The sequence below is a fragment of the Rhodococcus sp. NPDC055024 genome, assembly GCF_053608585.1.
Genome location: NZ_JBSGVT010000018.1, coordinates 17,375 through 31,772, shown reverse-complemented (window position 1 = coordinate 31,772; position 14,398 = coordinate 17,375). Strand labels below are relative to the sequence as shown.

The 14,398-nt window shown below is 63.1% G+C and carries 13 protein-coding genes; 7 read left to right on the top strand and 6 right to left on the bottom strand.

The features are described from left to right. Positions 1–45: 45 nt before the first annotated feature. Both glpX and ACWF6P_RS27790 read left to right on the top strand, forming a co-directional pair. Positions 46–1,080 carry a class II fructose-bisphosphatase gene (glpX, locus tag ACWF6P_RS27795; protein ID WP_003945202.1) on the top strand — a complete coding sequence of 345 codons (1,035 nt, stop codon included), beginning with the start codon at positions 46–48 and terminating at the stop codon, positions 1,078–1,080. A 101-nt stretch (positions 1,081–1,181) separates the two neighbouring features. Beyond that, a complete protein-coding gene (locus tag ACWF6P_RS27790; RefSeq protein WP_452623198.1) occupies positions 1,182–2,585 on the top strand; it encodes a class II fumarate hydratase in 1,404 nt (467 codons plus the stop codon). A gap of 52 nt (positions 2,586–2,637) precedes the next feature. Here the strand turns inward: ACWF6P_RS27790 and ACWF6P_RS27785 are convergent, their stop codons facing one another. Further along, complete coding sequence (locus ACWF6P_RS27785; protein ID WP_452623197.1) at positions 2,638–3,357, bottom strand: NADPH-dependent F420 reductase; 720 nt, start codon at positions 3,355–3,357, stop codon at positions 2,638–2,640. Positions 3,358–3,416: 59 nt separating this feature from the next. Further along, positions 3,417–3,872 (bottom strand): nitroreductase family deazaflavin-dependent oxidoreductase, encoded by a 456-nt coding sequence (locus ACWF6P_RS27780; RefSeq protein WP_452623196.1) that lies wholly within the window; start codon positions 3,870–3,872, stop codon positions 3,417–3,419. A 341-nt stretch (positions 3,873–4,213) separates the two neighbouring features. Between ACWF6P_RS27780 and ACWF6P_RS27775 the strand changes: the two genes are divergently transcribed. From ACWF6P_RS27775 to ACWF6P_RS27755, 5 genes are all read left to right on the top strand, one after another. Then, positions 4,214–4,780, top strand: a complete 567-nt coding sequence (locus ACWF6P_RS27775) for a TetR/AcrR family transcriptional regulator (RefSeq protein ID WP_003945239.1) — start codon at positions 4,214–4,216, stop codon at positions 4,778–4,780. 94 nt (positions 4,781–4,874) lie between these two features. Next, on the top strand, positions 4,875–6,446 hold the full coding sequence (locus ACWF6P_RS27770; RefSeq protein WP_378450042.1) for an MFS transporter: 1,572 nt from the start codon (positions 4,875–4,877) through the stop codon (positions 6,444–6,446). 95 nt (positions 6,447–6,541) lie between these two features. Beyond that, the gene (locus ACWF6P_RS27765; protein ID WP_452623195.1) at positions 6,542–8,155 is read left to right on the top strand and encodes a serine hydrolase domain-containing protein; all 1,614 of its coding nucleotides are present in this window, start codon (positions 6,542–6,544) and stop codon (positions 8,153–8,155) included. 18 nt (positions 8,156–8,173) lie between these two features. Then, complete coding sequence (locus ACWF6P_RS27760; RefSeq protein WP_378549664.1) at positions 8,174–8,599, top strand: limonene-1,2-epoxide hydrolase family protein; 426 nt, start codon at positions 8,174–8,176, stop codon at positions 8,597–8,599. 29 nt (positions 8,600–8,628) lie between these two features. Beyond that, positions 8,629–9,033: a carboxymuconolactone decarboxylase family protein gene (locus ACWF6P_RS27755; RefSeq protein WP_452623194.1), complete on the top strand. Its 405-nt coding sequence runs from the start codon at positions 8,629–8,631 to the stop codon at positions 9,031–9,033. A gap of 57 nt (positions 9,034–9,090) precedes the next feature. Here ACWF6P_RS27755 and ACWF6P_RS27750 read toward each other — a convergent pair whose 3' ends face one another. The 4 genes from ACWF6P_RS27750 to glyA all read right to left on the bottom strand — a co-directional run bounded on the left by ACWF6P_RS27750 (position 9,091) and on the right by glyA (position 14,377). Further along, positions 9,091–10,458, bottom strand: coding sequence for a PhoH family protein (locus tag ACWF6P_RS27750; protein WP_452623193.1), 1,368 nt, complete (start codon positions 10,456–10,458; stop codon positions 9,091–9,093). 275 nt (positions 10,459–10,733) lie between these two features. Continuing rightward, on the bottom strand, positions 10,734–11,450 hold the full coding sequence (locus tag ACWF6P_RS27745) for a helix-turn-helix transcriptional regulator (RefSeq protein ID WP_378450030.1): 717 nt from the start codon (positions 11,448–11,450) through the stop codon (positions 10,734–10,736). A gap of 26 nt (positions 11,451–11,476) precedes the next feature. Then, complete coding sequence (locus tag ACWF6P_RS27740) at positions 11,477–12,910, bottom strand: amidase (protein WP_452623192.1); 1,434 nt, start codon at positions 12,908–12,910, stop codon at positions 11,477–11,479. Positions 12,911–13,069: 159 nt separating this feature from the next. Further along, complete coding sequence (gene glyA / locus ACWF6P_RS27735; protein WP_452623191.1) at positions 13,070–14,377, bottom strand: serine hydroxymethyltransferase; 1,308 nt, start codon at positions 14,375–14,377, stop codon at positions 13,070–13,072. Between the last annotated feature and the right edge of the window lie 21 nt (positions 14,378–14,398).

Below are 14,398 nucleotides of genomic sequence, written 5' to 3'. Positions count from 1 at the left end.
GTCGACACACCCCGTCGACCGCGACCGCGCCAGGAGGCACCGCACATGACGGCCAGCAGCACTCATCGTGAGACCCCGGACCGTAACCTCGCACTCGAACTGGTCCGAGTCACCGAAGCCGGTGCTATGGCTGCCGGCCGCTGGGTAGGCCGCGGCGACAAGGAAGGCGGCGACGGAGCAGCCGTCGACGCAATGCGTCAGCTCGTCTCCTCCGTCTCGATGCGCGGCATCGTTGTCATCGGCGAAGGCGAGAAGGACGAAGCGCCGATGCTGTTCAACGGCGAAGAGGTCGGAAACGGCGACGGTCCCGACTGTGACTTCGCCGTCGACCCGGTCGACGGCACCACGTTGATGTCCAAGGGCATGCCCAACGCCATCTCCGTTCTGGCTGTTGCCGAGCGCGGCGCGATGTTCGATCCCTCGGCCGTGTTCTACATGGAGAAGATCGCCGTCGGACCGGATGCTGCAGATGTCATCGACATCAGCGCGCCGATCGCCGAGAACATCAAGCGCGTCGCCAAGGTCAAGAAGGCGTCGGTTTCCGACATCACCATTTGCATCCTGGACCGCCCGCGTCACAACCAGCTGATCCAGGACGTGCGCGACACCGGTGCTCGTATCCGGCTGATCTCCGACGGTGACGTTGCCGGCGCTATCGCCGCAGCGCGTCCGGAGTCCGGCACCGACATGCTCGTGGGTATCGGCGGAACGCCCGAGGGCATCATCGCCGCAGCAGCCATGCGCTGCATGGGCGGATCGCTGCAGGGCAAGCTTGCGCCCACCGACGACGAAGAGCGTCAGAAGGCCATCGACGCCGGTCACGATCTCGATCGGATCCTGTCCACCGAAGATCTCGTCTCGGGCGAGAACGTCTTCTTCTGCGCCACCGGTGTCACCGACGGTGACCTCCTGCGCGGCGTCCGCTACTACGGCGGCGGCGCCAGCACGCAGTCCATCGTGATGCGCAGCAAGTCCGGCACCGTTCGCATGATCGACGCGTACCACCGTCTCGAGAAGCTCCGTGAGTACAGCTCGGTCGACTTCGACGGCGAAGAGGGCGCGGTTCCCCCGACGTTCTGATGGCCTCCGCCCCGTGAGTGGTTAAGGAGTCCCTGCACTCCTTAACCACTCACGGGGGACGTAGTCACCTACCCGCTCTCCAAAAGTGGCAATGTGGAGCCATGACGGAGAGCAACGATCAACAGTTCCGAATCGAACACGACACCATGGGCGAAGTTCGGGTGCCCATCGACGCACTGTGGCGAGCACAGACCCAGCGGGCGGTCGAGAACTTCCCGATCAGCGGGCGCCCCCTCGAGCGCACCCAGATCCGCGCAATGGGCTTGCTGAAAGCAGCGTGCGCGCAGGTCAACAAAGACCTCGGACTGCTCGACGCGGACAAGGCCGACGCAATCATCGCCGCCGCGAACGAGATCGCCGAAGGCAAGCACGACGATCAGTTCCCCATCGACGTCTTCCAGACCGGCTCGGGAACCAGTTCGAACATGAACGCCAACGAGGTCATCGCGTCCATCGCGAAAGCCGCCGGCGTGGACGTCCATCCCAACGACCACGTCAACATGTCGCAGTCCTCGAACGACACGTTCCCCACAGCCACGCACGTCGCCGCCACCGAAGCGGCGGTCACCGATCTGGTTCCGGCACTGGAACATCTGCATGCTGCGCTTGCCGCCAAGGCGACCGAGTGGAAGACCGTCGTCAAGTCCGGACGCACCCACCTGATGGACGCTGTGCCGGTCACGCTCGGTCAGGAGTTCGGCGGCTACGCGCGTCAGATCGAGGCCGGCATCGAGCGCGTCAACGCAACACTCCCCCGCCTCGGCGAGCTGCCGATCGGCGGAACGGCAGTCGGTACCGGTCTCAATGCTCCGGACGGATTCGGCCCCAAAGTTGTTGCCGAGCTGGTCAAGTCGACAGGTGTCGACGCGCTGACTCCGGCGAAGAACAGTTTCGAAGCGCAAGCTGCGCGCGACGGACTGGTCGAGGCGTCGGGCGCGCTGCGCACCATCGCCGTCTCGCTGACGAAGATTGCCAACGACATTCGGTGGATGGGATCGGGTCCGCTGACCGGGCTCGGCGAGATCGCACTACCCGACCTGCAGCCGGGTAGCTCGATCATGCCCGGCAAGGTGAACCCTGTCCTGCCGGAGGCAACCACACAGGTTGCGGCTCAGGTGATCGGAAACGACGCCGCCATCGCATGGGGCGGCGCTGCCGGAGCTTTCGAACTCAACGTCTACATCCCGGTCATGGCCCGCAACTTGCTGGAGTCGTTCACCTTGCTGGCCAACGTCTCTCGACTGTTCGCGGACAAGTGCGTGAGCGGATTGGTCGCGCACGAGGATCACCTCAAGACACTCGCCGAATCGTCGCCGTCGATCGTGACGCCGCTCAACTCGGCGATCGGTTACGAGGAAGCCGCAGCAGTGGCGAAGCAGGCACTCAAGGAGAAGAAGACGATCCGGCAGGTCGTCATCGAGCGCGGACTCGTGCCGGACAAGCTGAGCGAGGAAGAACTCGACAAGCGTCTCGACGTTCTGGCGATGGCGAAGGTCAAGGACTGAAAATGGTCCCACGGGTGGCGGTTTCCGAAGTGGAAACCGCCACTCTTTTGCTCTACACCGTGGTGGTTGCCCGCCACTCGTCGGTACGCTCAGGGCTCGCCTCGGCCAACGCCTTCAGCGTCGCTTCACGATCGAAGTCCTTGCCGTACACCGGGGTTCCCGGCTGCTGGCGCCAGGAGTCCTCGATCGTTCCGGCATCGACGGGATCGAAGCCCAACTGATTGATCAGATCGAACACGGCCTGCTTGTTCACGTCGTCGTCGCCGGCGATGGGTAGCGCAATGCGCCCCTCAGCACCTTCGGGAAGTCCCTTCTCGAGGAGATGCTTCCACCAGATTCCGTTGAATGCCTTGAACACCGGCACACCCAGGTGCTCCTGCACCCATGCGCTTTCGGTCTGCCCGCCCTCGATGGCGGAGATCAAGCCGTCACGCTGTTGCGGGTAGTAGTTGTTGGTCTCGATAACCGGGGCACCGGCGACTGCGCCGCTGAGGATCCCCGCCGGTAGATCGACCACGTTTTTCTGAGGAATGCTCACGATGACCAGTTCGGCACCCTCGGCGGCTTCGGTGCTGCGGACCGCCTTCGCGCCCGTCTCGGCTTCCAACTCGGCAAGTGTGTCCGGTGTGCGCGAGTTCGAGACGCGTACGTCGTGTCCGAGCGCAGCGAGCCTGCGTGTGAGCGTGCCACCGATCTGACCGGCTCCGATGATTCCGATACGCATGATCCTGCTCCTTCGTCGTGTGCAGGGGTGATTGCACCACCGCTGCATTCGTCAACGACGACAACGCACCGGGTCATTCCGTACCGACCATTTCAACTCCCGTTGATTCAATCTGTTGACGGGTCGGTCGAGAGCCTGATCCGAACGCTCACCGGATCGGTCTGCAACCCGCGGAATGCAGACGCAGTCAGTGCTGATCTGACCTTCCCCGATGCGAATGTCTTCACCCGCGCCGGCACGTCGTCGTCCGGCATGATCTGAGCCTGACCGTCCACCCACTCGCCGCGACGACGGATCCGAACCTCCGGCGTCGCAGAGATGTTGGCTCCCCACCCCGTGCCGATGCCGTGCTGCGCGATGACCCACGCCTCGTCGCCGTCGTAGGTGATCGCGACGGGTACTCGGCGGGTCAGACCGGTTCGGCGTCCGACCGTCTCGATCTCGGTCATCAACGAAGGCATCAGACCGATCCGGTTCAATCCGGTGACCAGCGGATTGGCGAAGTACTTCCCGACTGCGACTTCGATTCTTCTTTTTCGTGCAACGGACGTCGGAACCGGCATGTCGTTTTCCTCTCCTCCGGAGCTGGCACTCCCTGCAGCAGCTCTATACCGCACGATATAACCACTGATCGCAGAGTTTTGCCAGCAACTATCTCCGTCAATGCACGCTACCTGCATACAACACTTGACTGTGTCTACCGGTTACATCTAGTCTCAGATTCGTTCCTATACCGATCGACATACTGGGAGGCAGAGATGAACGCACCTCGAGACGCCTCGTTGCCATGACCGGCCCGCAGACGCGCTGTCCGATTGCCGCCGCGCGTCGCAAGTGGGGCGTACCGAAGGAATCAGTGACACCGAATCAATCGAGCAGCACCGCGATTGCATACGATGGCGGAATGGCCGACTCCGATTCCCGCACTCTGATGCTGGTCGGCGCCATCAACGCCTTCCGCGAACACGGGATCGCCACAACCTCGCTCACCGAGATCGTCGAACGATCCGGCGCACCCCGCGGGTCGGTGTACCACTACTTCCCCGAAGGCAAAGGGCAGTTGGCCGGCGAAGCCGTCGCGTACTTCGGCCGCGGCGTGAGCGCTGCCATCAGTTCGATGATCGCGCAGTCTTCCCCACCCGAGATCATCGACGCGGTTGTCACCATTTTCCGAAACAGCTTGGTAGAGAGCGATTTCACCTCCTCCTGTCCTGTCGCAGCCGCGGCGGTGGAGGGCGCGTCGACGCCGGCGGCGCTGACGGCTGCGGGCGAATCCTTCACCTCGTGGGAATCGCTTCTCACATCGTTCTTCTGGCAGCAGGGACAGCCGTCCGAGACTGCAGCACAGTGGGCAACCGTCGTCATCGCGTCGATCGAAGGCGCAACCCTGATGGCAAAAGCTCAACACACCACGGCGCCTCTCGATCGCATCGGCGCTCACCTCAAGGCCCTGGTCTCAGCCCCGAGCTGACGAACCCTACTTCCAACCGCTGCTGCCGTTCGCGCAGGAGCAGAGATGGCGTACAAACATGTCTCACACACTTGCACCGGCGCCCTCGGCGCCCATGATGACAAAATCCCGTCGCTTCACTGCGCTGATCTTCATCTGCCTTGCCGAACTCCTTGTCGTGCTGGACAACACGGTGGTCAACGTGGCGCTGCCGACGATGAGCGTCGACCTGTTCGCCAGCGTGAGCGACCTGCAATGGATCGTCGACGCGTATACGTTGACCTTCGCCGGGTTCCTCCTGACATTCGGCCACCTGGGTGACCGCTTCGGACGCCGCCGAGTGATGATCATCGGCCTGATCGGCGTCGGTGCGATGTCGCTCGTCGGCGCTTTGGCTTCCAACCTCGAACAGGTAATCATGGCGCGAGCTGCCATGGGTGTCTTTGCCGCAGCGGTCTTTCCGGCTACTTTGGCCATGATCACGAACATCTTCACCGACGCCAGAGAACGAGCCATCGCCATCGCTGCCTGGACCGCAATGGCCGGCTTTGCGATTGCCATCGGTCCGACGGCAGGCGGTTGGCTGCTCGAGCACTTCTCCTGGCACTCGGTGTTCTGGATGAACGTTCCGGCCGCTTTGTTGGTCATCGTCGGCGTGCTGCTGGTTGTTCCGGAGTCGAAGGCGTTCCACGTCGGCCGATTTGACTTCGTCGGAACAATTCTTTCGCTCCTCGGCATCGTCGTTCTGGTGTGGACCATCATCGACGCACCGCACCGCGGATGGGTGTCGATGTTCAGCATCACGGGATACCTTTCTGCGACAGTGCTGTTGGCCGCATTCGTCTTCTGGGAACTACGCACCGATGCGCCGATCCTGAACATGAATCTCTTCCGGATCCGACGTTTCTCGTTCCCCGCCTTGGCCATTGCGGTCAGCTACTTCAGCATGTTCGGATTCTTGTTCTTGATCACGCAGTACTTCCAGGGTGTTCGGGAGTACTCGCCGCTCGAATTCGGCATCCACTCTTTGCCTTTCGCCGCCGCCGTTGCCGTGGGCGCCCCGGTCGCCACCTTGGCGGCACAGAAACTCGGCACAACCGCAGTGATGGTGTTCGGCCTCCTCGTCCTCAGCGGCGGCATGTTCCTCGCGGGCCAGACGACCGTCAACACCCCCTATCTCGGACCCGTCGTGATCTCGATGGTGCTCATGGGTCTCGGCCTCGCGATTGTCCAGGGCCCGGCGACCGACTCCATCATGTCCTCGGTCCCCCTCGACGAAGCGGGCGCAGGATCGGCAGTCAACGACACGACGCGTGAACTCGGCGGGACACTGGGCGTCGCCGTCATCGGCTCGATCGTCGCGTCGTACTACACATCCAAGGTGGCCCCGATCGTCGACGCCATCCCTGACGCCGTGATGTCCGCCCAGGAAAAGGGCTTCGCTCGCGAGTCGGTGCTCAGCGTCATCGAGATCCGCTCCCGCGACATCAGCCCGCTCTTCGAGCAACAGAAGGAAAGTCTGATCCTCACGATGAAGACCGCGTGCCTGGAAGGCTTCGCCATCGCGTCGTACTTCACGGTCGGAGCAGCACTGATCACCGCTTTGCTGGTCGCGGTGTTGCTCCCCTGGAAACCCGTCACAGAAGGTTCGATCCTCAGCAGCCTGACAACAAAGGCTCCGAAGTAGACATACGGTTTTCCGATTTGTCCCACTATCAGCCGACGATTCCCGATACTGGATTGACCGAGTGGTACCGACGACGCCCCGTTAGGGAGAATCTCGTGTCCATCACCAGTAGAAACAGCTCTCGTCTGTCGGCTGCGACGGTTCCGGTCGTACTGACAATCGCACTGCTCGCCGGGTGCTCGTCCGATTCCGACACGACCTCGGCGCCCGGACCGGTCGTCAGCGACGCCAGCCCTGGCCTCGATGCCGGGGTACCGATCCCGGACGGACAGATTGACGACGCCGTCGGAAAGCTCGACGGCCTCGCGAACGATCTCATGGAGAGTTCCGGTGTTCCCGGTATGGCGGTGGCCGTAGTACATGGCGGCAAGACTGTGTACGCAAAGGGATTCGGGGTTCGTGAGTTGGGGAAGAGCGCCACCGTCGATGCCGACACCGTGTTCCAACTGGCGTCGGTGTCGAAATCGGTGGGGGCCACGGTGGTCGCCCACGAGGTCGGAATCGGGACCGTCGACTGGGACACTCCGGTGATCTCGAAACTGCCGGGCTTCGCGCTTGCCGACCCGTGGGTGACCGACCACCTCACGATCTCCGATCTCTACACACATCGGTCTGGACTACCGGACCACGCCGGCGACGGACTCGAGGACCTGGGCTACGACCGGGCCCAGGTGCTCGAGAAGCTTCGCCAACTACCGCTCAATCCGTTCCGAATCACTTACGAGTACACGAACTTCGGCGTCACTGCCGGCGCGGAGGCCGTTGCTGCTGCGGCAGGCACCGATTGGGAGACGCTGTCACAGAACACGATCTACGGTCCGCTCGGGATGACGTCGACGTCTTCACGGTTCTCCGATTACCAGGCCCGAGAAAATCGAACAGTCGGCCACATCCTCGAGGACGGGAAGTACTCGGTAGGACCGGTCCGGGACGCTGACGCTCAATCCCCCGCCGGCGGTGTCAGCTCCTCGGTGAACGACATGGCCAAGTGGTTGGACATGGTGCTGGCCGGCGGTCGGTATCAGGGGCAGCAGGTCGTTGAGACGGATGCGCTCGTGCCCGCGGTCAACCCGGAGATCGTCTCGCGGCACGCGCAGGAAATCGGTGAGCGCTCCGGCTTCTACGGCTACGGGTTCAACGTTTCCGACAGCGCCGCCGGCCGCGTCACAGCCAGTCACTCCGGAGCCTTCCTGCTCGGGGCCGGGACGAATTTCGTGACGATTCCTTCCGCTGACGTCGGCATCGTCGTTCTCACCAACGGCACTCCCACCGGTGTCGCGGAGACCCTGACCGCCGAGTTCGCCGATCTGGTGCAGTTCGGAAAGATCACTCGTGAGTGGCGCCCACTGTACGAAGCGTCGTTTACCTCGCAGACCGATCCTGAGGGCGAACTCGCGGGGAAGACACCACCGTCCTCCCCTGCTCCAGCCCCGCCGACAAACCAAGTGACCGGCGACTACGGCAACGCGTACTGGGGTCCCGCGCTCGTGACGCAGCAGAACGGTGCGCTGACCTTGACCATGGGACCCGCGGCCGTGACATACCCGCTGACCCACTGGGACGGAAACACCTTCACGTTCCCCCTCAGCGGCGAGAACGCACCGGCCGGGACGGTCTCGAAGGCCATCTTCGACGGAAACTCGCTAACCTTGGAGTACTTCGATCATGATCACCTCGGTACCTTCATCCGGGAAACACCGCCCGAATAAATCAGCCAAGGACACCCCATGAGTAGTTCGACAGCCACGGTGAACGCAATGTTCGCGGCCCTCACCGATTTCGACGTGGACACCGCAGCCGAATTGATGACAGACGACATCGTCTGGCAGAACGTCTCGCTCCCCACACTGCGAGGCAAGAAGACCGTCGTGCGAGCGCTCCGTCTGGTCACCAAGCCTTCACTGAAATTCGAGGCGGAGATGCACCATATCGTCGGCGACGAGTCCACGGTGCTCACCGAACGCACCGACATCCTGACCGTCGGGCCGCTGCGCATCGAATTCTGGGTGTGCGGAACCTTCGAACTGCGCGACGGCAAGATCTCCGTCTGGCGAGACTATTTCAGTCTGCGAGACGTCGCGTGGGGTGTGGTGACCGCGGTCGGCCGCGCAGTAGTCGGGAACGGGTCACGAAGTAGGCTTGCTCCGGCCTAAAAAATCTGCCGAAAGCGAGCGAACCTTCCATGCCCGAGAACACCACGCCTGACTCCTTCGATGCCGGCTTGGCTGTGCGAACCGAAGTCATGGGCGCCGATTTTGTCGACGCTGCCTTCGAGCGCACCCGCGGCACCGACAGCGAAGAACTGCAGAACTTCGTCACAGCCAACGTCTGGGGTTCGGTGTGGACGCGCCCGCGGCTGGACCGTCGCAGTCGCAGTCTGATCAATCTGGGGATGCTGATCGCGCTGCGCGCCGAGAACGAACTCAAAGGCCACGTACGCGGGGCACTACGAAACGGCTTGACGCGCACCGAGATCGTCGAAACCGTGATCCACGCGAGCGCGTACTGCGGCGCACCGGCCGGGCTCGCAGCGATGCGTGTGGTGCAAGAGGTTCTCGACATCGAACTGGGACCGCTGCACGACTGAACGACTACAAACCTGAACTCCCCGTGCAGACCGAAGTCCGCACGGGGAGATTACTTCTCAGGAAGTAGGGCCGAACTCCTCGAGCATCTCGGTCACCAACTCGGCGATCGGCGAACGCTCACTGCGAGTGAGTGTGATGTGCGCAAAAAGCGGGTGCCCCTTGAGCTTTTCGATGACGGCCGCAACTCCGTCGTGCCTGCCTACTCGCAGATTGTCACGCTGCGCGACGTCGTGCGTGAGAACCACTCGCGACCCGGTTCCCAGACGAGAAAGCACTGTCAGCAGAACATTTCGTTCGAGGGACTGCGCTTCGTCGACGATCACGAACGAATCGTGTAGCGACCGACCGCGAATGTGCGTCAGCGGCAACACTTCCAGCATTCCGCGGGCGAGAACCTCCTCGAGGACCTCGGGCGAGGCCAACCCGTCGAGAGTGTCGAAGACGGCCTGAGCCCACGGGCCCATCTTCTCGGCCTCACTACCGGGAAGGTAGCCGAGTTCTTGTCCGCCAACGGCATACAGCGGACGGAAGACGACAACCTTCCGCTGAGTGCGGCGCTCGAGAACGGCTTCCAAACCTGCCGTCAGAGCCAAGGCCGACTTACCGGTGCCTGCCTTACCTCCGAGAGAGATGATGCCGATACTCTCGTCCATGAGGAGATCGAGCGCAATGCGCTGCTCGGCGGAGCGGCCGTGCAATCCGAACGCCTCGCGCTCACCGCGCACCAACTGGATGCGCTTGTCCGGAGTCACCCGTCCGAGCGCGCTCGACGAACCACCCAACAGGCGAAGACCCGTGTGACACGGCAGATCTCGCGCCTCGTCGAGGTCCAGGAACCCCTCGTTGAACAGTTCGTCGATGTCCGTCGAGGCGACGTCCAGTTCGGTCATGCCCGTCCATCCGGAGGGCACGACGTCGTGAGCGTGATACTCGTCGGCGGGTAGCCCCACCGCGCCTGCCTTCACACGAAGCGGGATGTCCTTGCTGACCAGGACTACGTCCTTGCCCTCTGCCGCAAGGTTCAAGGCGCACGCCAGAATCCTCGAATCGTTACTGTCCGTGCGGAATCCGACGGGCAAGACCGCAGGGTCGGTGTGATTGAGTTCGACCTGCAGTGTCCCGTTCTCGGTGCCGATCGGCACCGGACGGTCCAGTCGGCTGTATTCGATCCGGAGATCGTCGAGCATGCGGAGCGATTCTCGGGCGAACCATCCCAGTTCGTGGTGGTGTCGTTTGCCTTCCAGTTCGCTGATCACGACCAGTGGCAGTACCACGTGGTGTTCGGCGAATCGAGTGACAGCCCATGGATCGGACAGTAGTACCGAGGTATCCAAGACGTACGTGCGAAGTGCATCTCCCGAATGATTCCCGGCTGATAGATCAGCCCGGGCCGAGTGGGCAGAGACGGAGCGTGATGCAGTCACGTTGGGCTCCTAGGTCTGCGCGGCACCCGCGCAAACTCAGCTCGCTGGGCCGGACGGCTCTGGTGTCAGGTGACGCAGTGTCAGCTGAAACAAGGGCCGGGCGCCGGCCCTCTCGTACTGAGTGTTTCAGTCACGATCAGAACCTCCCGCACAAGTAACTTCTGGTTACTCGTTACTGCCGACGGTACTGCGGATCGGACACTCGCGCCACGGAACGAGCCGCACATCTGGTGAACGCCAGGTAACAAAATGCCACACGTGTGATTCGGAGTCACTCAGGACTCGATCAGACCCCACTTGGCGGCGCGCACCGCTGCCTGAACCCGCGAATTTGTTCCGGTCTTGACGAAGATGTTCTCGAGATGGGTGGCGACAGTGCGTCGGCTGACGAACAGCTCTTCGGCGATCTCGACATTGCCCGCGCCCTTGGCCACCAATTGCAGAACCTGAATCTCCCGTGGGCTCAGGTGGACGCGATCGAGCGCCACCTGGTCCCCCACTACGCGAGAGCAGGCCGCGCTGGACGCCGCCACCACCTCTCGCACGCGATCGACGACGCCGGAATCCGCGAAGCTCATGTGCAGCAATCCGGTCACCTCACGGCCGGAAAACCCCAACGCGACCGACGCACCCTCGGCGTACCCGGACGGCCGTAGAACATCGGTGACCATCTCGACCTGCTCGAACCGTGGCACGTCCTGCCAGAACACCGGCACACCCGATGCCTCGCGAATGATGCCGAAGAGATTTCGATCGGCCACGAAGTCGTCGAGCAGGAACTCGAGCACCCTGGCGTTGTATCCGGAACTCGCCAGAGCCCGATGCCGCCCGGTCGACGGGTCTCGGTAGGTGACCGCGGCAGCCGAGTACTCGAGTCCACGCACGCGAAGTTCTTCGGCGCACAGACCGAGAATGCCGTACGCCCCCGCCGCCGGCGATCGCGGCGCGAACATGTCAGGTCCAGCGCCGCGATCAGGCAGTACAGACGTCATTGCACCAATCTAGTCAATTGTGTGAGCTAGGCCACCACCAGCGAATCGGCAGGCTTCTTGTCGGCCCACGGACGAGCTGCCTCGAAGTTCGCAGCCGTCCGTAGGACCAGTGCATCCTGACGGTGGCGTGCGGCGATCTGCAGCCCCACCGGTCGGCCGTCGGCGGTGAATCCGGCAGGCACGGTGATCGCCGGGTTGTTGAGCATGTTGTACGGGTAAGTGAAGAGCCAATCGAGCAACTGCTCACGCAGCGACGCACCTTCGAGCCACGACGGTGCGAACTGGCTGAGCGGGAACGTGGCCGACGCCAAGGTCGGCGAGACCAGTACGTCGTAGTCGTTCATGAACGTGGTCCACGTGTCCCACATGACGCCGCGGAATGCATCGGCCCGCCCGACGTCGACACCGGTGAGCCGCTCGGCCTCGTGCATGATCTCGATGAGATTGTCGTCGACCTCACCTCGTAGGTTCTCCCAGTCGAGCAGGTCGTACTCCGAAGCGAAACCGGGAACCCAGATGCCGTTCCACATCGATTCCGACGGATTTCCCCACTCCGGCGTTGCCTCGGTGATCTGGGCACCCAGTTCCTCGAATGCCGACAACGCGTCGTGGCACACGGCCAGTACTTCCGGATCAACATGTCCGAGGCCGAGATTCGTCGACCACGCAACACGAAGTCCCTTCACGTCACCCTTCGCCGCTTCGACGTACGAGGTCTCGGCACGCTCGATCGAGAGCGGATCCGCATTGTGCGGCCCGGCCATGACGTCGAGCATGAGCGCGTTGTCGGCAACCGTCCTGGTGATCGGACCGTGGTACGCCCAGTTGTAGAACCGGCCGGCCAGGATGGTCTGCGGGATGACACCGGTGGTCGGCTTGAGCCCGACAACCCCGCAGAGAGCCGAGGGGATTCGCACCGATCCGGCGCCGTCACTGCCCTCGGCGAGTGGCCCGAGGCCGGCAGCCACAGCAGCCGACGCACCGCCACTGGACCCGCCCGCGCTGTTGCCGAGCTTCCACGGGTTGTGCGTCGGCCCGTACAGGTGGTTGTCCGTGCCACCGTAGTAGCCGCTTTCGGGAGTGTTCGTCTTTCCCAGGAACAGTCCGCCCGCGCCGCGCAGCCTGTCCACGACGACGGCATTTCCCGTCGCGATGTTGTCGGCCATCGGCTTCATCCCGAACGTGGTCGGCAGCCCGTCCACTGCCGTCAGATCCTTGATCGTGAACGGAACACCGTGCAGCGGGCCGAGCTTCTCGCCCGATTCCTGCTGCCGTGAGAGTTCGGCCGCGTCGCGCGTGACCTGCTCGCGATCGAACTGCACTATCGCGTTGATCGACGGGTTGACGGCGTCGACGCGCTGGATCATCGCTTCGGCAATCTCGTTGGGCGAGAGACTGTTCGACGCGACCTCCGCCGCCATCTCGGTAGCGGAGAGCCAATGCAGATTCTGTTCGGTCATGGGATTTCCTTCGCCGGAGGGGTGATGTTCTCAGGCTAGGAAGCGCCGAACCCCGCCACCATCGGTCATGTGACCGATGCCACAAGTCCGTGAACCACGACCCGCAAATACCAGCGGCCCGGCCCCTCGAAAGGGGCCGGGCCGTCGGTGAAGAAATTCCTAGACGTTCTTGCTGAGCAGGCCCCAGTTCTCGAGACCGTCGTACAGCGGAAGGTCGAGGGCGAGCTTGGCGACGCGCGCACGCAGCGCCGGCAGATCCGCGTTGCCGGCCAGTGCGGTACCGATGATGTCGGCGACCTCGGTGAACTCGGCATCGCCGAATCCGCGGGTGGCCAACGCTGCAGTACCGATACGCAGACCGGAGGTGGTCATCGGCGGGCGGGGATCGAACGGAACAGCGTTGCGGTTGACCGTGATGCCGATTTCGTGCAGAAGGTCCTCACCCTGCTGGCCGTCGAGCTGCGAGTTACGCAGGTCCACAAGAACGAGGTGCACGTCGGTGCCACCGGTCAGGACGCTGATGCCCTGATCTGCGACGTCCTTGTTCCCCAGACGCTCGGCAAGGATGCGCGCACCGGAAAGCGTGCGTGCCTGACGATCCTTGAACTCTTCGCCCGCAGCGATCTTGAAGGTGACTGCCTTGGCCGCGATGGCATGCATGAGCGGTCCGCCCTGCTGACCGGGGAAGACAGCGGAGTTGATCTTCTTGGCCCACTCCTTCTTCGCCAGGATCAGACCGGAACGCGGTCCACCGAGGGTCTTGTGGACGGTCGAGGAGACGACGTCCGCGTACGGGACGGGCGACGGGTGCAGGCCTGCCGCAACCAATCCGGCGAAGTGAGCCATGTCGACCCACAGGTATGCCCCGACCTCGTCCGCGATCGCACGGAAGGCCGCGAAGTCCTGCTGACGCGGGTACGCGGACCAGCCGGCGACAATGACCTTCGGCTTCTCGGCGAGGGCGATCGAGCGCACCTCGTCCATGTCGATTCGGTGATCTTCTTTGCTGACGCCGTAGGACGCGACGTCGTACAACTTGCCGGAGAAGTTGAGCTTCATGCCGTGCGTGAGGTGGCCACCGTGTGCAAGGTCGAGGCCGAGCAGCTTCTCACCCGGGTTCATCAGTGCCATCAGGACAGCAGCATTGGCCTGTGCGCCCGAGTGCGGCTGAACGTTCGCGAACTCCGCGCCGAAGAGTTCCTTCGCACGGTTGCGCGCGAGATCCTCGATGACGTCGACGTGCTCGCAACCGCCGTAGTAACGACGTCCCGGGTAGCCCTCGGCGTACTTGTTGGTCAGGACGCTGCCCTGAGCCTGCAGAACCGAGCGGGGAACGAAGTTCTCCGACGCAATCATCTCGAGCGTGTCGCGCTGACGAGCCAATTCACCAGCCATCGCCTCGGCGACTTCGGGGTCGAGTTCGGCGAGTGATGCAGAGTTGACGTCGGAGCCGGGCACAGCGGTCATCGAAGAATCTCCAAGCTGGAT